The 24,308-nt window shown below is 73.5% G+C and carries 20 protein-coding genes and 1 pseudogene; 6 read left to right on the top strand and 15 right to left on the bottom strand.

Annotated elements, in window-relative coordinates:
* The first annotated feature begins 92 nt into the window (after positions 1 to 92).
* From ettA to OG946_RS11090, 3 genes are read left to right on the top strand one after another with little or no spacing between them, the layout of a single operon-like run.
* Positions 93 to 1,757 (top strand): energy-dependent translational throttle protein EttA, encoded by a 1,665-nt coding sequence (gene ettA / locus OG946_RS11100; protein ID WP_326795963.1) that lies wholly within the window; start codon positions 93 to 95, stop codon positions 1,755 to 1,757.
* A gap of 1 nt (position 1,758) precedes the next feature.
* A complete protein-coding gene (locus tag OG946_RS11095) occupies positions 1,759 to 2,244 on the top strand; it encodes an acyl-CoA thioesterase (protein ID WP_326800210.1) in 486 nt (161 codons plus the stop codon).
* Entirely contained in the window at positions 2,241 to 3,014 is a 774-nt protein-coding gene (locus OG946_RS11090) for a hypothetical protein (RefSeq protein WP_326795962.1), read from the top strand. Before OG946_RS11095 ends, OG946_RS11090 begins: the two co-directional genes overlap by 4 nt.
* A gap of 257 nt (positions 3,015 to 3,271) precedes the next feature.
* Here the strand turns inward: OG946_RS11090 and OG946_RS11085 are convergent, their stop codons facing one another.
* The 8 genes and pseudogenes from OG946_RS11085 to OG946_RS11050 form a co-directional block, all read right to left on the bottom strand.
* Positions 3,272 to 4,234, bottom strand: a complete 963-nt coding sequence (locus tag OG946_RS11085; protein WP_326800209.1) for an ABC transporter ATP-binding protein — start codon at positions 4,232 to 4,234, stop codon at positions 3,272 to 3,274.
* A 220-nt stretch (positions 4,235 to 4,454) separates the two neighbouring features.
* Entirely contained in the window at positions 4,455 to 7,328 is a 2,874-nt protein-coding gene (locus tag OG946_RS11080; RefSeq protein WP_326795961.1) for a hypothetical protein, read from the bottom strand.
* A 59-nt stretch (positions 7,329 to 7,387) separates the two neighbouring features.
* Positions 7,388 to 11,158, bottom strand: a complete 3,771-nt coding sequence (locus tag OG946_RS11075) for an FtsX-like permease family protein (protein ID WP_326795960.1) — start codon at positions 11,156 to 11,158, stop codon at positions 7,388 to 7,390.
* 132 nt (positions 11,159 to 11,290) lie between these two features.
* Positions 11,291 to 11,695: a globin gene (locus OG946_RS11070; RefSeq protein WP_101424475.1), complete on the bottom strand. Its 405-nt coding sequence runs from the start codon at positions 11,693 to 11,695 to the stop codon at positions 11,291 to 11,293.
* 251 nt (positions 11,696 to 11,946) lie between these two features.
* Positions 11,947 to 12,723: pseudogene (gene fabI, locus OG946_RS11065) on the bottom strand (enoyl-ACP reductase FabI); the annotation flags it as partial.
* Positions 12,615 to 13,853, bottom strand: a complete 1,239-nt coding sequence (locus OG946_RS11060) for a radical SAM protein (RefSeq protein WP_326795959.1) — start codon at positions 13,851 to 13,853, stop codon at positions 12,615 to 12,617. The pseudogene fabI and the gene OG946_RS11060, both read right to left, overlap by 109 nt.
* Entirely contained in the window at positions 13,850 to 14,914 is a 1,065-nt protein-coding gene (locus tag OG946_RS11055) for a hypothetical protein (protein WP_326795958.1), read from the bottom strand. Before OG946_RS11055 ends, OG946_RS11060 begins: the two co-directional genes overlap by 4 nt.
* Before the next feature lie 512 nt (positions 14,915 to 15,426).
* A complete protein-coding gene (locus OG946_RS11050; RefSeq protein ID WP_326795957.1) occupies positions 15,427 to 15,897 on the bottom strand; it encodes an ATP-binding protein in 471 nt (156 codons plus the stop codon).
* Positions 15,898 to 16,259: 362 nt separating this feature from the next.
* Here OG946_RS11050 and OG946_RS11045 point away from each other — a divergent pair, with 362 nt between their 5' ends.
* A complete protein-coding gene (locus tag OG946_RS11045) occupies positions 16,260 to 17,114 on the top strand; it encodes a helix-turn-helix domain-containing protein (protein WP_326795956.1) in 855 nt (284 codons plus the stop codon).
* Complete coding sequence (locus OG946_RS11040; protein ID WP_326795955.1) at positions 17,111 to 17,350, top strand: DUF397 domain-containing protein; 240 nt, start codon at positions 17,111 to 17,113, stop codon at positions 17,348 to 17,350. The genes OG946_RS11045 and OG946_RS11040 overlap by 4 nt, the downstream gene beginning before the upstream one ends.
* A gap of 85 nt (positions 17,351 to 17,435) precedes the next feature.
* Here the strand turns inward: OG946_RS11040 and OG946_RS11035 are convergent, their stop codons facing one another.
* From OG946_RS11035 to OG946_RS11015, 5 genes are all read right to left on the bottom strand, one after another.
* A complete protein-coding gene (locus OG946_RS11035; RefSeq protein WP_326795954.1) occupies positions 17,436 to 18,503 on the bottom strand; it encodes an ABC transporter permease in 1,068 nt (355 codons plus the stop codon).
* Positions 18,500 to 19,225 carry an ABC transporter ATP-binding protein gene (locus tag OG946_RS11030; RefSeq protein ID WP_125934869.1) on the bottom strand — a complete coding sequence of 242 codons (726 nt, stop codon included), beginning with the start codon at positions 19,223 to 19,225 and terminating at the stop codon, positions 18,500 to 18,502. The genes OG946_RS11035 and OG946_RS11030 overlap by 4 nt, the downstream gene beginning before the upstream one ends.
* A 94-nt stretch (positions 19,226 to 19,319) precedes the next feature.
* Positions 19,320 to 19,706: a hypothetical protein gene (locus OG946_RS11025; protein ID WP_326795953.1), complete on the bottom strand. Its 387-nt coding sequence runs from the start codon at positions 19,704 to 19,706 to the stop codon at positions 19,320 to 19,322.
* Positions 19,707 to 20,125: 419 nt separating this feature from the next.
* Complete coding sequence (locus tag OG946_RS11020; protein ID WP_326795952.1) at positions 20,126 to 20,926, bottom strand: tetratricopeptide repeat protein; 801 nt, start codon at positions 20,924 to 20,926, stop codon at positions 20,126 to 20,128.
* Between the two features lie 19 nt (positions 20,927 to 20,945).
* Entirely contained in the window at positions 20,946 to 21,350 is a 405-nt protein-coding gene (locus OG946_RS11015) for a trypsin-like peptidase domain-containing protein (protein ID WP_326795951.1), read from the bottom strand.
* Positions 21,351 to 21,442: 92 nt separating this feature from the next.
* On the opposite strand from OG946_RS11015, the gene OG946_RS11010 reads away from it, so the two are divergent.
* Complete coding sequence (locus OG946_RS11010; protein ID WP_326795950.1) at positions 21,443 to 21,901, top strand: trypco2 family protein; 459 nt, start codon at positions 21,443 to 21,445, stop codon at positions 21,899 to 21,901.
* A gap of 8 nt (positions 21,902 to 21,909) precedes the next feature.
* On the opposite strand, the gene OG946_RS11005 is transcribed toward OG946_RS11010, so the two are convergent.
* On the bottom strand, positions 21,910 to 22,914 hold the full coding sequence (locus tag OG946_RS11005) for an FHA domain-containing protein (protein WP_326795949.1): 1,005 nt from the start codon (positions 22,912 to 22,914) through the stop codon (positions 21,910 to 21,912).
* Between the two features lie 28 nt (positions 22,915 to 22,942).
* Entirely contained in the window at positions 22,943 to 24,298 is a 1,356-nt protein-coding gene (locus OG946_RS11000; RefSeq protein WP_326795948.1) for a vWA domain-containing protein, read from the bottom strand.
* Positions 24,299 to 24,308: the final 10 nt, after the last annotated feature.

The following is a 24,308-nucleotide window of genomic DNA, read 5'->3' as shown; positions in this document are numbered from 1 at the left end:
CGGCGGCCGGGACCGGGGGCGTTTTCGTGCGGGGGCGCCCGTGCGGCAAGATGGGTGCATCTGCCCACCTCGGATCTGCCGGACGGTTTCTCTTGGCTGAGTTCATCTACACCATGCGCAAGGCACGCAAGGCGCACGGCGACAAGGTCATCCTTGACAACGTCACCTTGAACTTCCTGCCCGGCGCCAAGATCGGTGTCGTGGGCCCCAACGGCGCCGGGAAGTCCACCGTGCTCAAGATCATGGCGGGCCTGGAGCAGCCGTCGAACGGCGACGCCTTCCTCTCGCCCGGCTACAGCGTCGGCATCCTCCTCCAGGAGCCCCCGCTCAACGAGGAGAAGACCGTCCTCGAAAACGTCCAGGAAGGTGTCGCCGACACCAAGGGCAAGCTCGACCGGTTCAACGAGATCGCCGAGCAGATGGCGACCGAGTACACCGACGAGCTGATGGCGGAGATGGGCAAGCTCCAGGAGGAGCTGGACCACGAGAACGCCTGGGACCTCGACGCGCAGCTCGAACAGGCCATGGACGCCCTCGGCTGCCCGCCCGGCGACTGGCCCGTCACCAACCTCTCCGGCGGCGAGCGCCGCCGCGTCGCGCTCTGCAAGCTGCTGCTGGAGGCCCCCGACCTCCTCCTCCTCGACGAGCCCACCAACCACCTCGACGCCGAGTCCGTGGCCTGGCTGGAGCAGCACCTCGCGCAGTACGCGGGCACCGTCGTCGCCATCACCCACGACCGGTACTTCCTCGACAACGTCGCCGGCTGGATCCTGGAGCTCGACCGCGGCCGTGCCTTCCCCTACGAGGGCAACTACTCCACGTACCTGGAGACCAAGGCCGCGCGCCTGAAGGTCGAGGGCCAGAAGGACGCCAAGCGGCAGAAGCGGCTGAAGGAAGAGCTGGAGTGGGTCCGCTCCAACGCCAAGGGCCGGCAGGCGAAGTCCAAGGCGCGCCTCGCCCGGTACGAGGAGATGGCGGCCGAGGCCGAGAAGATGCGCAAGCTCGACTTCGAGGAGATCCAGATCCCGCCGGGTCCGCGCCTGGGCAACGTGGTCGTCGAGGTCGAGAAGCTCAGCAAGGGCTTCGGTGACAAGCTGCTCATCGACGACCTGTCCTTCACGCTCCCGCGCAACGGCATCGTCGGCGTCATCGGCCCCAACGGCGCCGGCAAGACGACCCTGTTCAAGATGATCCTCGGCCAGGAGAAGCCGGACTCCGGCAGCATCCGCGTGGGCGACACCGTGAACGTCAGCTACGTCGACCAGTCCCGCGGCAACATCGACGCCAAGAAGACGCTGTGGGAGGTCGTCTCCGACGGCCTCGACTACATCAACGTCGGCCAGGTCGAGATGCCCTCGCGGGCGTACGTGTCCGCCTTCGGCTTCAAGGGCCCGGACCAGCAGAAGCCGGCCGGCGTCCTCTCCGGCGGCGAGCGCAACCGGCTCAACCTCGCGCTCACCCTCAAGCAGGGCGGCAACCTGCTGCTGCTCGACGAGCCGACCAACGACCTCGACGTCGAGACCCTGTCCTCGCTGGAGAACGCGCTGCTGGAGTTCCCGGGCTGCGCCGTGGTCATCACCCACGACCGCTGGTTCCTGGACCGCATCGCCACGCACATCCTCGCGTACGAGGGCGACAGCAAGTGGTTCTGGTTCGAGGGCAACTTCGAGTCGTACGAGAAGAACAAGATCGAGCGGCTCGGCCCGGACGCGGCGCGCCCGCACCGGGCGACGTACAAGAAGCTCACCCGTGGCTGACGTGGCCCGGCACGTCTACCGCTGCCCGCTGCGGTGGGCGGACATGGACGCGTACGGCCACGTCAACAACGTGGAGTTCCTCCGCTATCTGGAGGAGGCCAGGATCGACTTCATGTTCCGGCTGGCGCCCGGCGAGGGCGCCGGCGGGGGCGGTACGTCCTTCGCGGGCGGGTCGGTCGTGGCCCGGCACGAGATCGACTACCGGCGCCAGCTCGTGCACCGGTACGAGCCGGTGACGATCGAGGTGTGGGTGACGGAGATCCGCGCGGCGGCGGCGACGCTGGCGTACGAGGTGAAGGACGCCCCGGAGGACGGCGGCGCGGTGTACGCGCAGGCGTCGACGGTCATCGTCCCGTTCGACTTCGCGGCCGGCCGGCCGCGGCGGATCACGGCGGGGGAGCGGGCGTTCCTGGAGAAGTATCTGGGGCCTCCGCCGCCCGCGGGATCGGGGAAGCCCCGGAGACCGGGGGAGGCAGCGGCGGCATGACGCGGCGGCTGGTGTTCGCCGAGGGACGGCAGGCGGAGAGCCTGGCGGTGTTCCTGGGGCGGCTGTTGCGGTACGACAGGGGCGCGGCGGTACGGCTGCGGGTGGCGCCCGGCGCCGGGGGCGGGACCGGGGGAGCGGCGCTGGCCGTCTTCGGGCACGCGCCGGCGCTGGAGGTGATCGTGGTCCGTACGGCGCTGCTGACGACGGCGGCGGAGCTGGACGAGACGGTGTCGGCGGGGGAGCTGGCGGAGGCGATCGACGCGGCGAACGCCGGGGCGGCGAACGCCGGGGCGGGGTCCGCGGAGGCCGCGGCTGCGGCCCCTGGTGCCGGATCCCCGGCCCCGGGGCGGGAGCCGGCCGTGGACCTGCCGCAGCCGGTGAGCGGGCCCGGGTGGGCCGGGCTGCTGCCGCCGCGGAGCGGCTGGGAGCCGGTGGCGGGGCTGCCGCGGCCGGAGGAGTTGCGCGTCGCGGTGGTGGCGGGGGTCGCGGAGTTCAAGTCCCGGGTGGAGGCGCTGCCCGAGGAGAAGCGGACGCGCTCGGAGGTGGACCGCATAGGCGGCGACATCTGGAGCCGCCCGCTGGGCGAGACCCCGCTGCCCCTGCGCGCCGCGCACGCGGCCCGCGTCTTCGGCCTCCTGCCGCACCCCGCGGACCCGGCCGAGCCGGCCCTGCTCGCCGCCGGCAACTGGCTCCGCCTGCGCACCCCGTACGGCTCGGTGGCCCTCCGCCGCACGGGCGGCCTGGGCCGCCTGGGCGTCACCCCGGTCTGACCCGCCCCGCGGGTCGCCGCCCGGGCGGCGACGGAGCCGTCACGGTCGTCCGTACGGTACGCAACCCGCGGACGCTCCACGCCCGTTGGCGCGTTGGGCGAACACGACGGGAGGGCAGGGCCTCGCCGGGACGCGACGAGCCTGCGGCCGCCGCGCGTCCGGTCCGCAGAGCCCGGCTGTCGCGGGCCCTGCGTGCCCGGGGCGGTGCCTGCCTGCCTTCCGGGTCCCGCCTGCCGACCCGTTCCCAAGCCCCCCGCCTACTTCTCGTCCTCCCGGTCCGGGCTCACTCTGATGTGGTCCTCCTCCAGGTCCAGGACCACCCGGTCGCGGATGTCCAGTGCCTCCGCGTACTGCTGGGGGAGCTGGAGGCGGCCCGTGCGGTCCACCGCGGCGTACTCGCGGGCCACCACCCTCTCCTCGCCGCTCGCGTCGACCTCCGTGCGGCGGACGACCTCCGACGCCATCCGGCCGTCGCGGATCGCGACCGTGCGGCGGACCTGCGTGGCCACCGCCTGGTCGTGGGTGACGATGACGATCGTCGTGCCCAGTTCCTCGTTCGCCGTGCGGAAGGCGGCGAAGATCTGCTCCGCCGTCGCCGAGTCCAGTTCGCCCGTCGGCTCGTCCGCCAGGATCACCGCAGGGGAGTTGGCCAGCGCGACCGCGATCGCCGCGCGCTGCTGTTCGCCGCCCGACATCTGCTGCGGGCGGCGGTCGCGGCAGTGGGCGAGGCCCAGGAGGCCCAGGAGGTCCTCGGCGAACGCCACCCGGCGGCGGCGCGCGTGGCGGCCGCCGCCGCCCTCGCTGAGCTGCATCGGGAGCACGACGTTCTGCACGGCCGTCAGGTACGGCAGCAGGTTGCGCGCGGTCTGCTGCCAGACGAAGCCGACGACCTCCCGGCGGTAGCGCAGCCGCGCCCGCGCGTCCATCGCCAGCAGGTCGAAGCCCGCCACGGTGGCGGTGCCCGCGGTGGGGACGTCGAGGCCGGCGAGGATGCCGAGCAGGGTCGACTTGCCGCTGCCGGAGGCACCGACCAGGGCCAGCAACTCGCCCTCGGCGACCAGCAGGTCGAGGCCCTGGAGCGCCTGCACCTCCACGCCGTCGGTGCGGAAGATACGGACGAGCTGGTCGCAGGAGATCAGCGCGTCGTGCCCGTACGCCGGTTTGGCGCGCTGCTCCGCCGCCCGCCGCTCCAGGTCCTCCAGCGTCGTCCCGCTCCTCATACCGCCCGTGCTCTCTTGCGTCTGGGCCATCTCACTCCCTCTCCTAGGGCCTGTCGTCAATCTCGCGTCGTTCGCCCGCAGGGCGGGCGGCGCGGCGTCCGGTGCGTGCGATCGCAAGGCGGAGGGTCGTCCGCACAGTGGGCCCGTTCGGTCGATCCCGACAACGCAGCGAGCGTGCGTGCCGGGGGTCGCGCCGCAGGCGGGAGGTTGACGACAGGTCCTAGGCCCGCAGTTCCTGTACGGCCCGCCGTCTGCCGCCCCACCACGCCTGCACCAGCACCGCCGCCAGCGCCAGCGCCGGCACCGCCACCGACGGCAGCGCCAGCGCCAGCGGGTCCGCCCGCAGTTCCGCGCCGCCGGGGCCGAGCAGGTCGGGGCTCTCCTCGCCGAGCGCGAGCGCGCTCAGGTCGATGCCGGGCCCCAGCAGCCGTACGGTGACCAGCCCCGCCAGCGCCCCGACCAGACCGGCCGCGACCAACTGCGGCAGCGCCTCCAGCACCAGCAGCCGCCGCCCGTGCCGCCGGCTGAAGCCCATCGTGCGCAGCCGCGCCAGCAGCGCGACGCGCTCGGGGGCGGCCCGCAGGAGCGACAGCAGGACGGCGAGCAGGGCGTAGCCGGTGGCGGCGACCGCGGCGGCGGCGTACAGCCGCTCCGCGCCGCGCTGGAGCTCCGAGGCGGCCAGGTCGTCCGTCACGTCGTCGCGCAGCAGCAGGGCGGCGCCGGGCGCGGAGTCGCGGGCCAGCTCGCGCAGCGCGGCGCCGTCCAGGCCGCCGCCGGCGGCGGAGAGCAGCAGCGTGTCGGGGCGGGCCTCGGTGACCGCCTCCGTGCCGGGCAGTTGCCGCGCCACGCTCTCGGCGTCCACCACGGCGAACTGGCCGCCCGTCAGCGCCGGCGTCATGGTCCGTACCGCGGCGACCTCCGCCGTGATCCGGCCCCGGGACGACTGCAGCCCCAGCGTGCCGTCGCCGATCAGGTCGGCCACGCCGGGGGAGACGAGCGCGGGCAGCGCCCTGCCGCCGTTCCCGTCCCGCAGCCGGGCGGCGTCGAAGGGGCCGAGGCCCAGGTCGGCGCTGAGCCGCGCGTACGCGCTCGCGTCGACGGTCAGCAGCGTGAGGTCGCCGCTCAGCCCGATGACCTGGAGTCCGCTCTCGGTGCTGACGGACGCCACGTGCCGTACGCCCCCGACCTTCTCCGCCTTGGCGGCGAGGCCGTCGGGCAGCGGCGCGGCCGAGGTGAGGCGGGCGTCGCCGCCGACGCTGTGCAGCGACGCCGTCTCGCGCGCGTCGGCGACGCCCGCGAGCACCGAGCCGCCGAAGGAGGCGGTCGTCAGCGCCACGAGCAGCGCCAGCAGCGGCAGCGCCGACGCCGCGGGGGCGCGCCCGGCGCGGGCCAGCGACAGGAAGCCGAGTGCACCGCGCGCCCACGCCGCCGGCCGGGCGGCCAGCCGCAGCGGCAGCGGATAGAGGCGTACGAACACCGCCGCGGCGACCACCCCGACGAGCACCGGCGCCGCGCTGACCAGCGCGTCGGCGCCGCCGCCCGCGTCGCCCCTGCGGCGCAGCACCACGATGGCGCCCACCGCCAGCACCACCGCCGTCACCTCCGCCACCAGCCGCTGCCGTGAGGGCCGCGCCCTGACCAGGTCGGTACGGACCGGGGGCCGCGGCCTGCGGACGGCCGCCACCGCGAGCAGCGGCAGCGCGCACAGCGCCGGCGCCGCCGTCGCGCCCGCCGCGAGCAGCGCGGGCGTGTGCCGGGCACCGGGCAGCAGCAGGACGGCGAGGCCGTAGCCGGCCGCGGCGGCGGGCAGCACGGCGGCGGCGTTCTCGGCGAGGAGGCGGGTGGCGATGCCCCGTAGCGAACCGCCGCGGGAGCGGAGCAGCGCCAGCTCGGCGCGGCGCCGGGACGCGGCGAGGCCGCCGCTCATGCCCAGCACGACCGCCGCGACCGCGCCGACGCCGAAGGCGGCGACGGCCACGACGGGCGTGACGGCGTCGCGCACCTCCGTGTAGCCGGCGAGCAGCCCGGTGGCGCCGGTGGAGATGTCGAGCGTACCGCCGGTCTTCTGGGCGAGCCGCTCGAAGCCGGGGCCCTCCTGGAGGGTGGACAGGGCGTCGAGCACGGCGGCGACGTTCCGGCCGCGGAGCGCGCCGCCGGCCACGGGCACGTTCCAGTACGGCGAGGTGCCCGCGTCCTCGAAGGACGGGCCGAACGACTGCGTCCCGGCGAAGAGCGCGGGGCCGCTGTCGGGGTGGAGGAGGAAGGCGGCGGCCCAGTAGCGCTGCGGTTCGAGCGACTGCGGCTTCTGGCGCAGCTCGGGGGTGCGCAGGAGCGGGTCGACGGACCAGTAGTCGCTGCCCGGCGCCTTCGGCTCCAGGATGCCGGTGACCTCGACGACGACCGTGCCCTGGGACTGCGGGATGTGGACGCGGGAGCCGACGCGCAGGTGCAGCTTGCCGGCCGTGGCGACGGTGACGGCGGCCTCGAAGGCGACGTCGCCGCCGCCCTCGGCCCCGTACGCCGTCGGCTCCGGCAGCCGTCCCTCGACCACCCGGGCGCGCTCCTCGACCCCGGCGCGCGCGTCGAGCTGCACCTCGGGCCGCTGCCCGTCGGTCTTCGGCAGCCACGGGTCGTCGGTGACGAGCACGGGCTTGGTCCGTACGCCGTACGAGACCTGTCCGCGCTCCGCCCGCAGCGGGTCGCGGAACTCCCCCAGGACCGGCTGCACGAACCGCTCGACGACCCGCCCGCCCATCGACTCCGCCTGGTCCTCGGACATCACCTCGGGGTCCGGCTGCGCGGTCACCGCCACGTTGCGCTCGGCGGCCGTGGCGCCGTCGATGAGCCGGCGGGCCTCGCGGTCCTCGTACGTGTCGACGCCGCGCGGGAACGCGGCGGCGAGGAAGGCGGTGACGAGCACGAGCAGCGCCAGCGCGACCGCGCCGCCGGGCGCGGCCCGCAGCCGGGTCCGCACCCAGGGGGCGGCGCCGGGCGGGCGGGGGCCGTGCTGCGGGTCCGCGGGGGCGTCCGGGGTGACCGCGGCCTCCGGGACGTCCGGGGACTCGGGTGCCTCCGGCGGGTCCTGTGCGGGCATGTCACCGACCTCCCGGTCTCGAAGGGGCGGGCCGGGCAGCGGCGCGGGCGGGCGGCATGTCACTCGCCTCCCAGGCGCAGTGCCGTCGCCGGGTCGCCGCGGCGCAGCGCGACGAGCACGGTGACGAGGACGGGAACGGCCGCGACCGCCGCCAGCAGACCCGCCACGGACCCCGCCGGCAGCTCCACCACCACCGGCGGCACCGGCTGCGCGGCCCGTCCTGTGAGGGTGATGAGCGGGATGACGGAGCGGGCCAGCGCCCAGCCGAGCAGCATCCCGGCGGCCAGCGCGAGCGCGATGAGCACGCCCTGCTCGGCGGCGAACGTGCGCGCCAGCTGCCGCTGCGGGGCGCCGAGCGCGCGCAGCACGGCGAACTCGCGGGTGCGTTCGCGTACGGACGCCGCCGCGCTGACGGCGAAGCCGAGCGCCGCCAGCACCGCCGCGGCGACGGCGGTGGCGGCGAGCGCGGCCTGCGGTCCCGCGCCGAGCGGGTCGCTGCCGAGTGCGTCGGCGAGTTCGTCGCGTACGAGGACGTTGCCCGGGTCGGTGTCGGCGCGGTCGCGCAGGGCGGCGACGGTGGTGTCCGTCTCGCCCGGCCGCGTCGTCAGCCACCACTCCGAGGGCAGCAGCGTGGCGAGGCCGCGCTGGGTCAGCGCGCTGTTGGCGGTGGGCAGGTCGAGCAGCAGGGCGCCGCCGAACCGGGCGCGCGAGGGCTCCGCGGCGGCCGCGGGGGAGCCGGGTCCTGTGGTCGGCAGCTCCTGCACCGAGCCGGTGATCTTCGCGGAGAGGCTGCCGCCGGGGACGGGGACGCTGATCGTGTCGCCGACCTTCGCGCCGGTGGACTTCAGCATCTCGTCGGTGGCCAGCGCGGTGAGCGGCGGGGTGGGCCCGCGCGCGGCGGTGACGGTGAGGGTGACCAGGGGCGGTCCTGTCCAGGTGTCGTAGTTCTGGTCGCCGGTGTCGTAGTTCAGGGAGAGCGCGGAGTCGCCGGTGGTACGGGGCCGGTCGGCGACCGCCGCGGGGATCTCGTCGTGCAGCGCCTCGGGTTCGGAGACCGCGCGGGCATGCCACTTGAACCCGTCGGGCAGCGGCACCTCCCGGGCGCCGGTGGCTGCGTCCTCGTCGCCGATGGGCTTGGCGACCTCGATGCGCGCGACGTCCAGCCGGCGCTCCCCGCCGTCCCTCGGCTGCGGGTGTACGAGCCGGAGCCCTGTGAGCCGCAGCGGCCCCGCGGGGCGGCCGTCGGGGGCGCCCGCGGCGGCCGCGACGTCGGCGGTGAGGGTGTGCGTACGGCCGTCGGCGGGGAGGTCGCCGGCGGGCAGTTCGTACGCGGCCCCGTACCGGTCCTCGACGAGCACGGTCACCGCGGCCCGCCCGCGCGCGGTCGCGTCGGCGTCGAGCCGCGCCACCACCCGCACCTCCCCGGGCAGCCCGGGCAGCTCCAGCCCGCCGGCACGGGTCCGCTCCGCGGGGGCTGCGGAGGCAGCGGGGGCCGCAGCGCCCGCGCCTCCGGCGCGCGCCGCGGCCGGGACCGCCTGGTCCGGCGAAGCCGGTTGGTTGACCGGGTCCGGGTCGCCGACGGCGCGCTCCGCGCGCGCGGCGGGGTGGGCCGCGGTGTCTGCGGGCGCGGTTTCCGCGCGCCGCGCGTCCGGGGGCGGGCTGCCCGCAGGGCGCTCCGCGCCCGCGGCAGGGTGCCGCGTGCCGCCTGCGGCGCCCGTGCCGCCCGTGGCGCCCGTGGCGCCCGTGGCGTACGCGCCGGAGCCTGCGTCTTCCGCGCCCGCGGCCGACTCCCGCTTGTCCTCCGGACCCGGCGGAGCCGACTCCTGCTTCCCCACCGGACCCCCCAGGGCCAGTTTGCGTAGCAGCTCCGCGCCTCCGGTGCCGGCCGCCAGGTCGTCCCGCAGCCGCAGGCCCTCCGCCGCCTGGGCCGTGTCCAGCGCCAGGACCTCCGCAGAACCGCCGCCCGACAGGCTCATGCCCCACCGGGCCGCCGGTGCCGCGGCGGCCACGCCCGGGACGCGCTCCATCATGCCGCCCTGGCCCAGCTCGGGGAGCCGGCTGGTCAGGACCCGTACGTCGGTGCCCGCGTGGAAGTCCGCCTGGTCGCGCTGCGAGCGGTCCCAGGAGGCGCCCTGGGCCAGCGCCAGCATGCCGATCGCCACCGCCAGCACCAGCAGCAGCACGGGACCCGCGCCGCGCAGCGGGCGGCGGCTCAACTGCCAGCCCGCGAGCGCCGAGGGCAGCCCCCGCCCCGCCGCCGCGCGGCGCTCCGCGAGGCGGGCGACGGGCGGCAGGAGGCGCAGCGTCAGCACCGTGCCGGCCAGCAGCGCCAGCGCGGGCGCGGCGACCAGCACCGGGTCGATGCCCAGGGTGCCGGAGCGGTCGCCGCTCAGCGCGCCGCTGCCGGAGGTCTGCCGGTCCAACTGCCAGTAGGCCACGCCCGCCACCACCAGCAGCGCCCCGTCCGCGCCTGCGCGCAGCGGCGCGGGCAGCGGCTTGGCCCGTACCGTACGGCCCGCGGACAGCACCCCGTCGCCGCCGCCGCGCAGCAGCGTCGGCGCGACGACCGCCGCCGCGCAGCCCAGCGCGCAGGCCGCGGCGACCAGCCAGGTGCCGCGGCCCGCGGCGGAGTCCGGGGTGAGCCCGGCCCGCTCCAGCGGGCCCCGCGCGGACAGCAGCCGGATCAGCGGCCCGGCGAGCAGCGGCGCGGCGATCGCTGCGGGCAGCGCGAGGAGCAGCGACTCGGCGGCGGTCAGCACGCCGATGCGCTGCCGCGAGCCGCCGCGGGCGCGCAGCAGGTCCGTCTCGCCGCGGCGCTCCGCGCCGAGCAGCCGGGCGACGAGCATCAGCGCGTACGCGGCGAGCAGCACGAGCTGGAGGGCGACGATCAGCAGCGTCGACCGGCTGACGAGCAGGGCCCGTTCGGTGCCGTCGAGGAGCTGCGGGAGCCGGGTGGCGGCCACGGCGCGGCCGTCGAAGACCGGCTCGTCCGCGAGTGCGCCGGAAGCTTTCTTCACCGACGCGCGCAGGGCGTCCGCGCGGCCGGCGGTCATCTCGCCGAAGTCGCCGCGCAGCACCCACGCCCCGGCGGCCTGCGCCACCCGGCCGGAGGCGAAGGAGCCGGGGTCGGCGAGGAGGGGGCCGTAGGTGGTGTAGCCGCCCTGCTGGACGCCCTTGCCGCGGAGTTCGTCGGCGAGCCAGTACGGGGCCTCGCGGTCGCGGGGGCGGTAGACGCCGGTGATCTCGACGGGCAGCGGCGGGTCGTCGTCGCTCCGGCCTGCGAGGGTGAGGGTGTCGCCGGGGGCGAGGCCGAGCCGGTCGGCGGCGATCTGCGGCACGGCGACCTGCACGGTGCCGCCGTCCCGCGTATCCGACGTGTCCCCGGCGTCCGGTGCCTTGGCCGCCGCCCCCGGCCAGCGGCCCGCCGTCAGCGCGACCTCCGACCGCTCCAGCGCCCCCAGATGGGTCAGGTCCGGGTCCTCCCCGGCCCGCGCCGCCGGCGGCTGGAGCCGGCGCGGCAGCTCGTAGGGCCCGGAGCGGTCCAGGCTCTGGACCCGTACCGGCAGGCCCGCGAAGGCCGCGCGCGCGTTGTCCTCGACCGCCTTGCCCGCCGCCTCCCGGTCCGCGCCGGTCAGATACGGGACTTCCAGGGTCAGCGCCGCGTCGGCCGCCGCGTCACCGGCCAGCGTGCGGCGCAGCGCGGCGTCGCCGACGGTGCTGGAGAAGGCGGCGAGCGTGGCCAGCACGGCGGTGGTGAGCAGCACGGCGAGGAGGGCCGCGGCGAGGAGCAGCCGGTGGGCGCGTGCCCGCAGCAGAACGAACCCCGTCACGCATCCCCCTGACACCACCGTCGAATTGTCTGGATGCTGTCAGAGCGCGCTCGCACGCGGTAGCGAGTGACGGGGGAAATTGACCGGATCGTGACCGGCTGTAACCCGCGGGTACGGAGCGGAATCCGCCGGTCAGCCGGGGGTGTTGACCATCGAGGCCGCGGCGTACACGAGGTAGTCCCAGAGCTGCTTCTCCTGCGCGGGGGGCAGCTCCAGCTCGTCCACCGCCGTGCGCATGTGGCGCAGCCAGGCGTCGTGCGCCGCGCGGTCCACGGCGAACGGCGCGTGCCGCATGCGCAGCCGCGGGTGGCCGCGCGCCTCGCTGTACGTGCGCGGGCCGCCCCAGTACTGGATGAGGAACAGCGTCAGCCGCTCCTCCGCGGGCCCGAGGTCCTCCTCGGGGTACATCGGGCGCAGCAGCGGATCCTCCGCCACGCCCTCGTAGAACCGGTGCACGAGGCGGCGGAACGTCTCTTCGCCGCCCACCTGCTCGTAGAACGTCCCGGGCGGCGGCGGTCCCACTGGAATCTCTGTCATCGGATCCATCGTCTCATCCCGCCCGGCCGAGTACGGAAGTCGTAGGACCAGGGCTCGGCCGGGCGGGATGAGGGAAGCCACGGGCAGGCCGGGCCACAGGCTTGCGGAGTACTGGCCCACCCGCCAGCACCCCGCCGCGGCGGCGGCCCGAGCAGAGCCCGGTTGCGGTCACCGTCCGCTGAGTTTCACTGTGCGTCGGCTGGGCGTGCCAGCCCCCCGCCCGGCGTCGCGTTCGGGGAGTCTGTGAGCGGGGCGCCCATGGCGTGGTAGCCACCGTCGACGTGCAGGATGCTGCCGGTGATGCCCCGCGACAGCTCGCTGAACAGGAAGGTCGCGGTCCCCGCGACCACGTCCGGATCACGGACGTCCCAGCCGAGGGGTGCCTGTTCCTGCCAGGGGCCCGCCAGCGACTCGAAGCCCGGGATGGACTTGCTGGCGATGGTGTTGAGCGGGCCGGCCGAGATGGTGTTGAAGCGGATGTTCGAGGGTCCGAGGTCGCGTGCGAGGTAGCGGTTGACGGATTCCAGTGCGGCCTTGGCCGGGCCCATCCAGTCGTAGATCGGCCAGGCGACCTGGGCGTCGAAGTCAAGCGATACCACGGAGGCGCCTGATGGCGCTTTCTCCATGAGGGGCCGTAGCGCTACGGCCATGGCCTTGAGGCTGTAAGCCGAGACGTGCATGGCGGTGGCGACGGACTCGAAGGGGGTGTTGAGGAAGTTCCCTCCGAGGGCGTCGCCGGGTGCATAGGCGATGGCGTGCAGAAAGCCGTCCACATGGTCCCACACCGCGGCGGTCTCGGCGGCGAGCCGTTCCATGTCATCCAGCTGGGTGACATCTGCCGGTACCAGAGCGACCGGCGTGCTCGGGAGCCGCTTGGCGATGCGTTCCATGATCGAGGCTGGTCGTCCCGGCGCGTTTGTCAGGACGACCTCCGCGCCGTGTTCCATGGCCTGGCGGGCGATGGCGAAGGCGATGGAGTCGTCGGTGAGGACGCCGGAAAGAACGAGGCGTTTGCCGTCGAGCAGCACGGGCTCTCCCAGGAGTTGCGGTGGTCGGTGCCGGCCACGTATTCGTCCAGGCGGGACGCTTCAACATAGCGGCCGTCGGACGTGGTCAGCGGCAAGGCGAGGTCGGGCCGCAGGACGCAGCCGGTGGCCTTGAGGTCGGGGGTGATGCGGATGCCGCAGCCCATCCATCCCTCCAGGCACGCGTCTTTGACGCGGCAGTTCTGGCAGACAGGCGCCGTGTGCTGGGTGCGCGGATAGTTCAGGTTCGTCTCGATCGAAGCGCCGCCGCGCAGCCACCACACCATGTTGACGCGGCCGGGCAGTCCGTAGGTCCACACGGTGATCCGTTCGGTACGGCCGGACCACAGGTGGGTGATCTCCTGCCAGGAGATGTGATTGCGCAACCACTGGTCGTCCTGGCGTGGCATCCACATCACGTCGTAGAGGCGGACCCGGAGCCGGCGACGGTCGATCCAGTCGAGGAAGCCGGGGATGTCGTCGTGGAAGCCCCGTAGCAGTACCCGGTTGATCGCGACCGGCATGCCGATGGCGACGGCCAGGTCGATGACCTTCAGCGCGTTGGGGAAGGCGTCGTGGCCCATGATGTCGGCGTACGCTTCCCGCTCGAATGCCTGCACCGAGAGCACGATGTCGGACAGACCCGCGTCCTTGAGCCGTTCGAGCCAGTCCAAAAGCTTCAGCCCGTGGCTGACGAGCGAGATTTTCGCGATGCCGTCAGCGCGCAGGTGCGCAATGAATCGAACGAAGTCGTCGCTCAGCCGGGGTTCGAGTCCTGCCAGGGTGACCTGGGTGATGCCGCGTTCACGCCGGATGCCGGCGACCGTGGCCCGCAGTGCGTCCAGGTCGGCGTCGCGCAGCCCGTTACGGATCATGCCCTCGTTGTGACACCAGACGGTGTCGTCCCCCGGGTAGCCACAACGCATCGCGCACGTGGCGGTGCTCAGCAGCCGAATGTTCTGAAAGTGGCTCGCGGTCCGGATCTCCTCGACGGGGATGCCGGGGAACGCTGCGCTGATGTTGTCGACCGTTTGCAGCGGTAGTGAGTGCAGCCGCTCCACGACGGCCGGTGAGGGGGCGATGGAGCCCGTGCCTTGCACGGGCACCAGCGGCAGCGTACGGCGGGGGCTCATCGGGTCGGCTCCCTCGTCCACAGACCGCACAGGCCGTCGTCGGGGGTGCCGTAGAAGGTGTGGACGGTGGTGTGGAGGCCCCATGCCTGTAGCTGGTCGCGGGTGACGGCGTGGACGTGGTCGCTGTCCATGGCGAGGACGTCGACCACGTCGGCGTTCGGTGTCGTCAGCACAAAGCCACGGCCCGCACGCTTCATCATCTCGATGAGCCGCCCCGGGTTCTGTAGATGCTCCAGGATCTCCAGGGCTGCGAACCAGTCGGCGTCACGGGGCGGCGTCCATGTCTCCAGGTCCGTGCCGTCGATCCAGCCGTCCACTGGTACGTATCGGCCGCGCCAGCGGTGTTCGGTGCGCAGGCAGTAATCCAGTTCGGTGCCGCCGGCGCCGAGGTCCAAGAGGATGTCGCGGTCGCAGAATCCGCCTCGGTGGAGCCGATCGGAAGCAACCTGGTACCGCGCTTTCCGCTCGTTGTAAGGGCGTCGATCCGTGCAGATGTAGGCCGCGCAACGATCCATCATGCGCTGCGCCTCGTCGGGTACCGGCGACCTCGGGGCCGTATCGCGCGCCGACTCGGTGCAGACGGGCTTGGCGGCCGGCTTGGGCTTGAGGTGTTCCACCGTCACGCGGACGTGGCGGCCCATCCGCCGGTGCATCGCGGTCGCGACGGTCGCGGAGAGATGGCCGTCCGCGCCTCCCACGGCTACGCTGACCGGCCCGTCACCCGGCCCGCTACGGAACGCACTTACCACGGGAACGATGCCCTCGATCAACTCTGGAAGACCGTCCGCTTCCGGCGCCAGGGGGGCGCACGTGTCACAGACGGTGATGCCGGTGAGGTTGTCAGGCTCCAGCTCCAAGGAGTCGCCGAACTGACGCAGATCGAGCGTGATGTCCGCGACGGGGATCGGACCGTGCTCGTAGGTGAAGCTCGTGACGTGGACAGCTGCGGGCAGTTCCTCGGCCAAGTCGCTCGTCGTCGGGTGGCGGTTCGCATGCTCGGGGCCGACTGCTAACGGCACCTGCCACCGGTTGGCTGTGCCCTTGACGTTGCCGTTGGTCATCGTTCTTCCCTCGTCTCTTCGCGGTGGGCGGATCGCGACGGTCTCGCCGATCGGCGGACTCCGGGGCGCGTCTGGGATGTGCTCGGTGCGTGCTGGCTGCGGGCCCGGGGGCGGACGGGCTGCTGCCGGGGTCCCGCGGTTCGCGGCCGGTCCGGTTCCGGGAGGGCGGGCCGTCCGTCCCTCGGGGAGAGGGCGGAGTCTGTGAGGTGCTCGGCGCGGTGTCGGAAGCCCGACTCGTCGCCGGGACGCCGGCCCGCGGCCCGGCGCAGGGCCCGGTGCAGGGCCTCGCGGAATTCGCGGTCCGCTCGTTCGGGAGGAAAGAGCGCGTGGGCCTCCAGCCGGTGAGCGACCCGGTTGGCGATGCGCTCCTCTTCCTCGGGGGTAAGCTCGCGCGGCGGCGGCAGATGCGCGGCGTGGAACTGCCGGTACAGCCCGGGGCACTCGCGGCAGGCCCGCGCCTCTCCCAGAATCCACCACACCCTCGCGAGTACGTCACGGAAGCGGTTCACCCCTTACCCGCCGATCTCGTGTCGTCGGACTGCTCGTAACGCCGACTTCGCTGTGGTCGCCGGGATGGCCAGTTGCGCCCACACGCTGGTGCCCGCGAGCCCTCGGACTGCGCCCCACCGATCCGCCAGTTCTCCGACCAGGAACAGCCCGCGGCCGGTGAGGGCGAGCGCGTCGCTCCCGGCGGCCTCGTTGGTCTGCCGGTCGGCCCAGTCCGGCCCGGAAGGACCCTGGTCGATCACTCTGATCGTCAGCCGCCGTCGCTCCCGGCCGGTGATCTGGACGACCACGATGATCTGTGAACTATCTGTGTGCACCGTTGCGTTGGTCGTCAGCTCACTGGCGATCAACACGGTGTCGTGGACCGGATCAGGCGGGATCTGCCAGGCAGTCAGCCAGGATCGGACGATGCCCCGAGCGCACTCGGGCGTCGCTGTGGATCCGCCCGGCAACACAGCGCACGCGCGGCGAGCCATCACGTCACGTCGTAAGGCCCTGGTCGTGCGTAGAACGTCGATGCAGGGTGCATCGCCGCAGGTCTTTCGGGGGTTGCTCGGACTCGGCATGAACGGCCTCGGCTTCGTCGGAGGGGGCAGCGGAGGCCCGCCCTCACGGGGGTGGGAGTGCGGACCTCTGCCCGGACCGGCGGCCCGGCCCGTGCGGCGGCAGGCGTAACCGTGCGTCACGACTGACCGTGAATTGACGCACAGTCACGCCCCGTTGGACTCTGAGTGTGCTCCTTTTGGCGGTCTTGACGCAACTCGATCCTGATACCGCCAAAGGGATCGATCTCTTGTGCCCATGGCGACCGGAGTCGCTAACGTGCCAAACTGCTGCCATGACGCAGAAGCGAGCAACGCCGACTATCAAACGTCGGCGAGTTGGCGGTCAGTTGCGTCGGTGGATGGGGTCGATGAAGTCAGGCGACGCTGCCAGACTCATGGGCTGGGACACCACCAGGCTCAGCCGCATCCTGCGTGGGACGTACAGGATCTCCGGTGACGATGTCCGCACGTTCTGCGGCAAGTTGGGCGTGGACGACCCGGCCGGCGTGGACGAGGTCGCGCGGGTCGCCGAGGAACCCATCGGCGAAGGGTGGTGGGCGGCCTATGCCCGTCGCATCGGCCAGAACTACCTCGACTTCATCGAGCTGGAAGCCGAGGCCCAGACGCTCCAGATCCAACACCCCGTGATCATCCCCGGCTTGCTCCAGTCTCCGGGGTACGTCCGGGAAATGATCACCCGCAGGCCCACCACCGTATCGCCGGCTCAGGCCGAGATGCTGGTGTCGATCCGTCTGGCACGTCAAGCCGTTCTCAGCAAGGCAGCGAAGCTGCATGCCCTGGTGCCCGAGTCGGCGCTTCATGCCACGTTCGACTCAGGACCGGCAATCATGCGGGACCAGATCCGCAAACTTCTCGACGCATCACAGATGACAAACGTCGATCTTCAGCTCATTCCACTCACGGCCCACCCCACGTACGGATCGAACGGGGCCATCACCGTCCTGTCCTACAAGCACCCGTGGGCGAACGTGGCCAGCGTCGACAGCCCATTGGGCGGCAACCACACCGACGACGCACAGCAGGTGAGCTATCTGGAGAAGGAGTTCACCGCCATCGCCGAAGTCGCACTTCCCGTAGACAAGTCACGGGATGTTCTTTACGAGTACCTGGAAGGACAGCGGAAGTGACCACGAAGATCGGACACGCCCTGATGGCACCTGAGCTGGAAGCTGCTGCCTGGAAGAAGTCCTCTTACAGCGGGGGAAGCGAGGGTCAGTGCGTCGAGTGCGCCGACGTGATCCAGACGCATGCCCATATCGCGGTTCGCGACTCGAAGGACCCTGAAGGTCCTGCCTTGCTGTTCACTTCCGATGCGTTTGACGGATTCATTGCAGCCGTGAAGAGGGAAGAATTCGACATCTGACCGACAAACACAAGCCCGACCGTGACCAGAAGCGGTGGCGGTCGGGCCGCGTGCTGTACGGAAGTCGTAGGACCCCGCCCGGGGGCTACGCCGCGTCCCAGCGGAAGAACCGGTGCGCCAGCGCCGTGAACACCGCCGCCGTCAGCAGCAGCACGCCCATCGTCGGCAGCGCGTCCGACCAGCTCCCGCCGCTCGTCAGCACGTCCTGCATGGCCTGCACCAGGTGCTTCAGCGGCAGCGCCTCCGCAATCGTCCGCACCCACGGCGGCGCCTGGTCGAGCGGGAAGAACGAACCGGACAGGAAGGCCATCGGCAGCACGACGATCTGCGCCAGCCCGTTGGCGGCGTCCTCGGTCTTCGCCCACGCGCCGATCGCGAAGCCGATCGACATGAACGCCACGCTGCCGCAGGCCACCAGCGGGATCACCAGCCACCAGTCGCCGGTCAGCTTCAGCCCGTAGAACGGCACCGTGGCCACCAGCAGGAAGATGGCGGTCTGCCCGAACGCCAGCAGCATGTTGACGCCGAGGCGGGCGGAGATCACCGGGCCCGCGCGCACCGGCGCCAGCCACAGCCGCCGCAGGATGCGCTTCTTGCGCCAGTTGACCAGCCCGAGCGCGGCGCTGAACACCCCGCCCATCGCCACCGCCCAGCCCAGCAGCCCGGGGGTGAAGTACTGGATCGCCTGCAGCGACTCGTCCTCGACCTCCCCGCCGGTCAGCGTGTACGCGGGCGGCTGCCCGGTCGCCGCGATGCTCGCCTGGTCCACGACGGACCTGAGGACCCCGCCGACGCTGCCCGCCTGCACCGGGTCGGCGGCCGAGACCCGCATCTGCACCTTGCCGCCGGGCTCCTCCCACACGGCGGCGTCGGCGTCCCCGTCCCGTACCTTCGCCAGCGCCCCGGCCCGGTCCCCGGACTTCTCGATCTCCAGTACCTCGTCGAGGCCGGCCCGCGCCTTCGCCGGCATCTCGTCGAACACCTCGACGGCCCCGACCTGCACCACCGTGGCGCGGGAGACGCCCGCGTCCTTGAAGAGCACGCCGAACAGCGCGAGGAACATCAGCGGGAAGACCAGGATGAAGAACACGGAGGCCCGGTCGCGCAGCAGCCCCAGGGCCATGGCCTTCGACAGGCTCACGAACGGCTTCACTCGCGGTACTCCCGCCCGGTCAACTGCAGGAAGACGTCCTCCAGCGAGTCCACTTCCAGCTCCGCGGCCAGCTCGGCGGGCTTCCCGACGCGCAGGATGCGGCCCGCGTCCATCACCGCGACGCGGTCGCAGAGCACCTCGGCCTCGTCCATGTAGTGCGTGGTCAGCACCACGGTGCGGCCCGCGGCGTTGATGCCGCGCAGCAGGTCCCACAGGTTGCGCCGGGCCTGCGGGTCGAGTCCCGTGGTCGGCTCGTCGAGGAAGACCAGCTCGGGGTCGTGCACCAGCGCGCAGGCGATCGACAGTCGCTGCGCCTGGCCGCCGGAGAGCTTGTCCTCGCGGGTGCCGGCCTTCTCGGTGAGGCCGACCTCGGCGAGCATCGCGTCGGCGCGCTCGTCGGGGATGCCGTAGAGGGAGGCGAAGGTGCGTATCTGCTCGCGGGCGGTGAGCTTCTCGAAGAACGCGGACGCCTGGAGCTGGACGCCCATGCGCCGCAGCAGCGCCGGGTTGCGCGGCCAGGACGGCTCGCCGAGCAGCACCGCCCGGCCCTCGTCGGGCCGGCGCAGGCCCTCGACCATCTCCAGGGTGGTGGTCTTGCCGGCGCCGTTCGGCCCCAGCAGCCCGAAGAACTCGCCCTCGCGGACCTCGAAGCTCACCCCGTCGACGGCGCGCACGTCGCCGTAGCGCTTGCGCAGGCCGGTGACGGAGATCGCGGCGGTCATGGGGCCGACCCTAATGGCGGAACTATTTCTTCCGGGAGGGGTGGGGGGTTGCCGTTTCTGCAGTTCGGGGGTGGTACGCGCGCGAGGGCGCGGGTCAGCCGCAGATCCCCGTCATCCACGGCCGCCGCTCCTCGAACTCCTGCACCTTCTGGATGTTCCGCAGCCACGGCAGCGGGTCGAGCCCGTCCGCGGCCAGGTACTCCAGCGCCGCGTCGTAGAACGCGTCGCGCACCGCGGGGGGCATCACGTCGGAGGCGTCCAGACAGCGCGGCAGGGTGGTGTCCTCCAGGTCGCGGACGATCCGCCGCGTCACCGCGTTCTCCTTCCCCTGATCCGGCATGCCCCGTTCGGAGTTGGCGCTGTAGACCGGCGACTCCGAGGTCCTGGCCCAGGCCCGCTGTCCCTCCCTGGAGGCGAGGAACCGGAACACCTCCCGCGTCTTCTCGCGGTCGTCGAAGAGCGCCGCGAAGTCCCCGCTCACCTCCCGCCCGCGTGCCCCGGTCGTGCCCGGCAGGTACCGCCTCGAAGCGCGCGGTGTTCCGGCTGATGTCGTCCGCGTACGCCCAGACCTCGCTGGCGTCGTACGGGTAGCAGATCCGCGGCGCGCCGCCGCCGTGCAGGACCGCGAACGCCATGCCGTCCGGCAGCGCCGTGATCGCCGCGGCGACCGCCCGGCGGGTCTCCGCCAGCCGCTGCGGCGCGAAGTCCAGGGCCACGAGGACGCCGGTGTCCGCGGCCGCCGGGACCGGCCCGCCCGCGGCCTCCGCGGTGATCTCCACGGTGCTGTCCCCGGTGTGCGCGGCCACGTCGGCGCGCAGCCGGTGCTGCGCCTCCGCCGCGTCCGCGAGCGTGACGCCGAACCGCAGCGTGTCCATCGGGGTGCGCCTCCAGGGGGGCGGGTCAGACGACGGTGGGCGGGCGGACCGCGTTGTGCAGCTCGATGAGCTTCGCGCGGTCCTCGTCCCGGCAGTGCCGGGACAGCCTCCGGTAACAGGCCGCGAGCAGCAGCCGGATGGTCCGCTCGGGGGTGTCGCGGGCGGCGGCGGGCCGGGACGGCAGCGCGCGGGGCAGGGGGCGTTCGCCGGCGCGCGGGCGGTACGGCTCGCCGAAGAGCCGGCCGTACGGGAAGCCGTCGCCGTCGCCCGCCGCGTCCGGCCCCGTGACCAGGTCCAGGGCCCACTCCAGGAACTCCGCCTCCAGCAGCAGCCCGTGCTCCTGCGCCAGATGGAGCGGCGCCGCGCTGCCGGTGTCGGCGGCGTCGGCGAGCCGCGCGCGGGCCCCTCCGATCTCGGCGAGCGGTGGCAGCGCCCGTCCGCCGGCGCCCAGCCGCGCCGCCGAGACCCGCAGGGTCGCGATCCACGCGGCGCCGTGGTCGGGGGAGTCCATCGGCATGTTGTCCAGCACGTCGACCGCCTCCTGCCGGCTGCCGCGGGGGAGTGCGAGCCGGGCCAGGCCGAACGCCCCGTTGCCCTGCATGCGGTTGCGGTACCAGACGGTGCGGTAGTGGTCGGTGGCGATCCGGCGCAGTTCCTCCGGCGTGCGCCCGCCGGCCGTTCCGGCCGGGTCGGCCGCCGCGGCGGCGGCCAGCCGCTCGGCGCAGTAGCCGAGCGCCGGCTTCGGCGCGTACTCGCCGGGCAGCCGCCGGTAGACCGCCTCGTAGTGGCCGTACGCCCGGTTCAGCGCCGCCACTTCGGGTGACACCGCGTCGCCCGGGCCCTGTTCACCCTCCCGGAGCCACCCGGGCCCGTACCCATAACCCCTCGTCGCCCTTCGCCGGGAAGCCGCCGATGAGCACCTTCGCGCCGGTGTACCGGGGGATGCGGCGCAGCGGCGCCGGGCGGGCCTCGGTGCGGGGCGGGTCGAGGGACAGCAGCGCGACGTCGCCGTCGGCCGGTTCGGTGCCGCAGGGCCTGACGGAGCCGGGCAGCGGGCGGGCGCGGCTGGGCGCGACGGCGCCGCGGTAGTCGGCGTAATCGACGGTCAGCTCGCCGTCGGTGCCGTCGAGGACGTGTGCCGAGGTCAGGGCCCGGTCGGGGGTGATGAGGATGCCCGCGCCCAGCACTCTGCCGCCGGCGCGCAGCCGCAGCCGCCAGCCGTTTCCCTCCGCGGCAGCCCGATCCCCCATGACGGCTGACGATAACGCTCCCGGCGGCTCCCCCTCTACACTCTGGCACGCCTCAATGACAGGTAGTCATGAGGTGAAGGGGGGGCTCGCTGATGGCGCACGAGGCGCGGAGCGACGAGTCGGTGGGGCTGGCGGACGCGATCGCCGAGGTACGGCGGGAGCTGGCGCAGGCGGAGCGCGAGGAGGAGCGGAGCGACTGGCGGTTCCGGGTGGACCGGGTGAGCCTGGAGTTCGCGGTGGAGCTGCACCGTACGGGGGAGGGGCGGCTGTCGCTGCGGCTCGGCGTGGTGGAGGCGGGGGCGGGGGATCCGCGACCCGGGTGGGTACGCACCGGGTGCAGCTCGATCTGGTGCCGCACGGCGCGGCCGGGGACCGGCCGATCAGCCGCTGAGGGCGCCTCGCCGTTGAGGCGGCGGTGGTGCGGGGTGGTGCAGTGGTGCGGGGTGGTGCGGTGTTCGGCGGTGGCGTACGGGATGGGGTCCGTACGACATCGCCTCTGCCGTCCGGCTCGGAACGATGCGGCACCGGGCCTTCCGGGTCCTGCGGGATGAACGGGCGGCTAGCCCCGCTCGATGCGGATCGTCGTCCACGCGCCGACGTGCACCCGGTCGCCCTCTTTCAGCGGCACCGGGACGAAGGGCTGGATCGGGTCGGCCGCGCCGTTGACGGTCGTGCCGTTGGTGCTGTTCTGGTCGACCACCGCCCAGCCGCCCTCCGGCTGCTCGACGAGCATCGCGTGCTTGTGCGAGACACCCGGATCCTCCGGCGGTCTGGCGAGGTCGATGTCGGGCACCTCGCCCGTCGACTGCCGTTTGCGGCCGATCGTGATCTGCGGCCCGACCAGCGGCACCTTCTGCTCGGGCGAGTACGCCGGCAGGTTCAGCCCGTGCGCCTCGGGACCGCTGCGCGACATCATCGCCGCGAAGTACTCCCGGTCCGGCGCGACGACCGCCACCCAGCCCACCGGCTGCGGCGGCGGCCCCTGGCCGGGGAACTGCTGCCCGTGCTGCCCGTGCTGCTGCGGCGGCGGCTGCGCGGAACTGGGCGGCGTGATCACGAAGTCGCCGCCCATCCGCGGGTCCTGCTGCGGCGGCGCCTGCGGCGGCATGCCGAGCCCGGGGCCGGGCGGCGGCGGGGGCGGCGGAGGCGGAGGCGGTGGCGCCTGCGCCGCGCCGGTGTCCGGGCCCAGCGGCTCGGGGCCGCGGTGGACCTGCGAGGGTCCCGAGGGCTGGTACGTCAGCCCCTGCGGGTGCTGCGGGTGGAAGCCCTGCGAGAAGCCCTGGGCCATCGTCGGCGGCACGTACGGCTGGGCGCTCTGAGTGACGAAGTTGTACCGGCACTCCTCGCAGAACTGCGCCTGCCCCTCCCGGGGCGTGCCGCACGACGGGCAGGGCTCCGCGGGCTGGGTGGGCTCGCCGGCGGGGGGACCGGGGTAGCCGTAGCCCCCCGGGCCCGGCGGCGGGACCTGGGCGGCTGGTGGCGGGACGGCGCCCGGCATGCGGATACCGCACACCTCGCACCAGTCCTCGGCTCCTGACGGGTGACCGTTCGGGCAGGTCGCCATCTCGGTGGATCCCCCTGTCTCACTCTCGTCACTTCTTGACGCGGACGGTCTTCGTCGACCGTGTCTCCAGTGTCATCTCGTCGGCCTCCGCGACCTTGGCCTTCAGACGCACAGTACCGCTCGCCGCGTCCACCACGTCCACCACCTTCGACAGTAGCTTTGCGGTGTCCGCGTTGCCGGAGGCGCTCGCGAGCTGGACCGCGCGCCCCAGTTTGGCCGTGGCGCCGTCCATGTCGCCGGCCTTGCGGTCCTCCAGGCCCGCCTGGATGACCTGGGCGAGTTCCGCCTGCCCCGTGTAGTGCGCGACCTGCGCGTTGATCCGGGTCGAGGCCGCCATGTCGTCCGTCCACACCGCCCGGATCAGCCCCTGGGAGAGGGTCTGCGCGCTGCCGTCGGGGCGCGGCAGGATCAGCGAGACGCGGGCGGCGAGCATCTCCTGGCCCACGGAGGCGGGGGGCACCTCGACGCAGACGTGGTAGTCGCGGGACTCGTCGCCCCACGAGCCCGTGGGGTAGTCGCCGGCGCGCGGGCCGGCCTCCGTACGCCGCTCGGTCAGCTCCTCGACCGTGGGGGCGACCTGCTTGACGAACTTTATGACCGAGCCCTGCGGCGTCCACAGCCGCAGCGCCACGTCCGCGACCTCCTTGCCCATCGCGGTCTCCATCATCTGCGTGAAGTCCGCGGCCAGGCCGGCCGGGTCGGCGACGATGTCGGCGGTGCCGAGCAGCGCGGAGGCGATGCCGGTGACCTCCTTGACCTCCCAGTCCGTGCCGACGCCGCGGGCGTCGCAGGTGAACCGGCCGGCGCAGGCGTCGAGTGCGGCGCGCAGGTCCTCCGGCGACTCGTGCTCGTTGCGGCCGTCGGTGAGCAGGATGCCGTGCCGGATCGCCACCTCGGAGGAGCCCAGCAGCTTGTCCGCGAGCCGCAGCCAGGTGCCGATCGCCGTGCCGCCGCCGGCGCTCAGCTTGCGCAGCGCCTCCTTGGCCTCGGTACGGGTCCCGGCGTCGGCGACCGCGAGCCGGCCGCCGCCGGGGTAGACCTCGCGGGCCACGTGGGTGCCGGCGACGACGGCGAACGCGACGCCGTCGCGTACCGTCTCGATCGCGGCGGCCGTGGCGTCCCTGGCATTGCGCATCTTGGTGGGGGGATAGTCCATCGAACCCGAGCAGTCGACCATGATCACCACGCCCGCGTCGGGACCCGCGGAACCGAACTGCATACGCGCCGGATCGGCGGCGGGCAGCGGCATGCCGCCCGTCGTGCCGCCGCCCGTCGAGGCGACGGTGACGATCGCGTTGACCTCGCGGCCGCCCTCGGGCAGGTACTCGTTCTGGTAGACCTCGACCGAGAACTCCGGCGCGTTCGACTTCGAGAAATTGGCCATCTCGTCCCCT

Source organism: Streptomyces sp. NBC_01808 (assembly GCF_035917395.1).
Classification (GTDB): domain Bacteria; phylum Actinomycetota; class Actinomycetes; order Streptomycetales; family Streptomycetaceae; genus Streptomyces.
This window is presented reverse-complemented; position numbering and strand designations above follow the sequence as displayed.